This is a genomic window from Nonlabens dokdonensis (genome assembly GCF_002162835.1).
Lineage (GTDB): Bacteria > Bacteroidota > Bacteroidia > Flavobacteriales > Flavobacteriaceae > Nonlabens > Nonlabens dokdonensis_B.
Genome location: NZ_MAAX01000037.1, coordinates 584 through 4,234 on the forward strand (window position 1 = coordinate 584; position 3,651 = coordinate 4,234).

Below are 3,651 nucleotides of genomic sequence, written 5' to 3' on the forward strand. Positions count from 1 at the left end.
TGCAACTGGTCCAGTAAAAGACATCTTTAATGATGATAATTTGACTAAGACTTATGGAATTAATTATAAAGTTGCAGTGCAACAGTAGCGTTTGAACTCGAATTCGAACTTCAACTTGAATATTTAAAGTGAATTATAAATAGATCTCGCTTTCGCGAAAGCGAGATAAGAATAACAATAAGATTAAAAAAATTACTTCCCTTTAGGAAGGTTGGGATAAGTTAATGGAACTAGTAGACTTTTTTACAGATTACACGTTACGCACCATAACACTGGGAACAGCTGTTTTAGGTGCTATTTGTGGTATGCTAGGAAGTTTTGCAGTGTTGAGAAAACAAAGTCTTTTAGGCGATGCAATTTCTCATGCAGCGTTACCTGGAATAGCTCTAGCTTTTCTATTTACAGGATTAAAAGATTCTAATGTATTACTTCTAGGCGCATTAGTCAGTGGATTTATAGGAACGGTCTGGATACGAGGAATTGTAACTAAAACACATTTAAAAACCGATACAGCTTTAGGGCTTATTTTGAGTTTGTTTTTTGGTTTTGGTGAATTGGTTTTGAGTTATTTAAAAAAACAACCAGATGCAAATCAGGCCGGATTAGATAAATACCTATTCGGTCAGGCAGCGACTTTAGTAGAAAGTGATGTGCTTGTTATGATTATTGTGACAGGCATAAGTCTAGTAGTGATGTTTTTGTTTTGGAAGGAATTTAAATTGCTTCTTTTTGATAAAAATTATGCGATGACTTTAGGATTCAATACGCGCTTTATTGATGGATTGATCAGCTTTTTTATCGTTCTTGCTATTGTGATAGGTTTGCAAACCGTAGGTGTAGTTTTAATGAGTGCGATGTTACTCGCTCCAGCAGCTGCAGCTAGACAGTGGACTAATAGCCTAGGTACGATGGTGGTGCTTGCAGCTATTTTTGGTGCTTTTTCTGGTGTGTTTGGAACTGCGATAAGTGCGACATACAACAATCTTTCTACTGGACCGGTAATTGTTCTTGTGGCAGCAGTTTTTGTGATAGTCTCTTTTGTTTTCTCTCCTGGAAGAGGAATCCTTTTCAAGCAAATACGATTAATTAGGAACCGTCGTGATCTAGAGCTTAAAAAGACTTTATACTTTATGTACGGTATTGTAGAAAAACATCAAGATATTACCAGGCCACACTCGATTAGAATCCTTAACGGATTTCAAGGTTTTACTAAGGGAACTTTGAGCAAACTAGCAGACAAAAACTGGATTACCATTCAAGGTCAAGATTGGGCTCTGACAGAAAAGGGTTTTGAAACGGCAGCAAATTTATATAATACTAATTTACCAGAATCATGAATAGTGAGTTAGCCATTATATTGATCGCTTGTCTTACTTCAGTCGCTTGTGCGATTCCAGGAGTGTTTCTTGTATTGCGTAAAATGGCATTGATAAGTGATGCAATTAGTCATTCCATTTTACCTGGGATCGTGATCGGCTTTTTTATTACAGAAGATCTTGCCTCACCATGGTTGATTCTGCTCGCAGCTTTTAGTGGGATTATTACGGTTGTTCTCGTAGAAGCGATTCAAAAAACAGGATTAGTAAAAGAAGATACCGCGATAGGGTTGGTATTTCCTGCATTGTTTAGTATTGGAGTTTTATTGATCGCTATTTATGCAAATGACATACATCTAGATACTGATGCAGTCCTTGTAGGAAGATTGGAATATGCTGCCTTTGATAAACTGATGATTGATGGAGTAAGTTATGGAGCTAAGAGTTTGTGGACGATTTCGGCAGTTTTATTGCTTACTATCATTTTACTTTTTGCTTTTTACAAAGAATTGAAATTAAGCACTTTTGATATAGGCTTATCTTCAGCTTTAGGTTTTTCTCCTGTGATCATGCATTATGGATTAATGAGTGTCGCATCGGTAACTACGGTAGTTTCTTTTGATGCGGTAGGAGCGATATTAGTCGTTGCTTTAATGATCGCACCGGCAGCAGCAGCATATTTATTGACTACAGATTTAAGGAAAATGATCTTGCTATCTGTTTTATTTGGAATACTGAGTGCGGTAGGTGGCTATTATTTTGCTGCATGGTTAGATGCTTCGATTAGTGGATCGATAACTACTGTCTTGGGCTTGATATTTTTGCTAGTTTATCTTTTTGCACCTTCGAAAGGATTGATAGCCGTTTTATTCAAACAAAAAAGACAACGTATAGAAGTGTCTTTATTGACTTTTTTACTGCACTTGAACAATCACGACAGCAAAGAAGAACGCAGAGTCGCACATTTACAAGAACACATCAATTGGGGCAAAGTACGTGCTCAAACGGTTCTTGATTTAGCAGAGAAAAACAATATGATTCTCATTCAAGATCATGTTGTCTCTTTAACACAGAAAGGTCTTGATTTTACCGAAAAAGCTTTGGACTACATTATCACGAATAAAGACGAAAAGATCGAAGACATGAAAGACGACTTCTTTTTGTTTAGAGGATGATTTGTTGCTCTTCAATTCTATGTGATACATTCATTAGCTATGACCATTTTTAATCACAATACTTTTTAGAATCAATATCATCGGAACTAAAACTCCAAAAGCTAGTATGGAGGTAATAATAGTAATATTTAGAATCGTTGCGATGCCGAAGTAGAATACCGTAAATATTATAAACCACAGTATAAACTTGAAGCCTGAAGCGATATACTTTTTATTTCTCTTGAAATCTTGATAGTAGGCTATTACTATAAAAATAGACACAGGAGAAATGAGTAAAGGTAAAAACTGAAATAAAACGGAATTCATATGGACGATAAAGTATAAATATCGATTTATTAATTCAGTTGAGCACAAAAAAAGAGGCGGATTTAATTCCGCCTCTTGTGATATATGGTAAATATTTATAAATTTCTAAAACTCAGCCTTACGCTTTTCTAAAAAGGCAGTAGTTCCTTCTACAAACTCTTCTGTTCCAAAACATGAACCGAAATTATCGATTTCTACTTGATAACCGTCTGTTCCATCTACAAAGCCTGCATTTACAGCATCTATAGCTGCGCTTATAGCCATCGGGCTGTTCTTCATAATTTTGCCAGCAAGCTCTTCACAAGTAGGAATTAATTCTTCAAGTGTAACTACATGATTAACTAATCCATATTCATGTGCTGTCCCAGCATTGATCATTCCTGCTGTCATGATCATTTCCATGGCGCGACCTTTACCTACAAGTTGAGGTAATCGTTGCGTACCTCCATAACCTGGTATCACACCTAATGAAACCTCTGGTAATCCTAATTTAGCATTTCCACTTGCTACTCTAAAATGTGCTGCCATGGCAAGTTCTAGTCCGCCACCTAAGGCAAAGCCGTTTACGGCGGCAATAACAGGCGTAGAACAATTTTCTACCGCATCAAAGAGTGATTCCTGACCTTTTCCAGCAAGTCGTTTTCCTTCTTCTGGAGAGAAATCTGCAAATTCAGAAATGTCAGCACCAGCGACAAAAGCTTTCTCGCCACTACCAGTCAGAATAATTACTCGAGTGTCCACATCTTCTTCTGCAGAAGATATTGCTTGACTTAATTCTTCAATGGTTTCTTTGTTGAGTGCATTGAGCTTGTTAGGTCTATTAATAGTTATTGTAGTTATTTTATTTTCGGTAG

The 3,651-nt window shown here is 36.6% G+C and carries 3 protein-coding genes and 1 pseudogene; 3 read left to right on the forward strand and 1 reads right to left on the reverse strand.

Annotated features, from left to right (window positions below; genetic code table 11):
• The 3 genes and pseudogenes from A9Q93_RS02370 to A9Q93_RS02380 all read left to right on the forward strand — a co-directional run.
• Nucleotides 1-88, forward strand: a pseudogene (locus A9Q93_RS02370) (peptide transporter); the annotation flags it as partial.
• A 136-nt stretch (nucleotides 89-224) separates the two neighbouring features.
• Nucleotides 225-1,337 (forward strand): metal ABC transporter permease, encoded by a 1,113-nt coding sequence (locus tag A9Q93_RS02375; RefSeq protein ID WP_303685780.1) that lies wholly within the window; start codon nucleotides 225-227, stop codon nucleotides 1,335-1,337.
• Nucleotides 1,334-2,491 carry a metal ABC transporter permease gene (locus A9Q93_RS02380; protein WP_303685781.1) on the forward strand — a complete coding sequence of 386 codons (1,158 nt, stop codon included), beginning with the start codon at nucleotides 1,334-1,336 and terminating at the stop codon, nucleotides 2,489-2,491. Before A9Q93_RS02375 ends, A9Q93_RS02380 begins: the two co-directional genes overlap by 4 nt.
• 411 nt (nucleotides 2,492-2,902) lie before the next feature.
• On the opposite strand, the gene A9Q93_RS02385 is transcribed toward A9Q93_RS02380, so the two are convergent.
• Nucleotides 2,903-3,651 (reverse strand): enoyl-CoA hydratase/isomerase family protein (locus A9Q93_RS02385; protein ID WP_303685782.1); only part of this gene is annotated, 749 nt, incomplete at its 5' end.

Bases quoted from the DNA above. Each gene is read 5' to 3' on its own strand.
- A9Q93_RS02380 (WP_303685781.1), top strand. From the start codon at position 1,334: ATGAATAGTGAGTTAGCCATTATATTGATCGCTTGTCTTACTTCAGTC.
- A9Q93_RS02375 (WP_303685780.1), top strand. From the start codon at position 225: ATGGAACTAGTAGACTTTTTTACAGATTACACGTTACGCACCATAACA.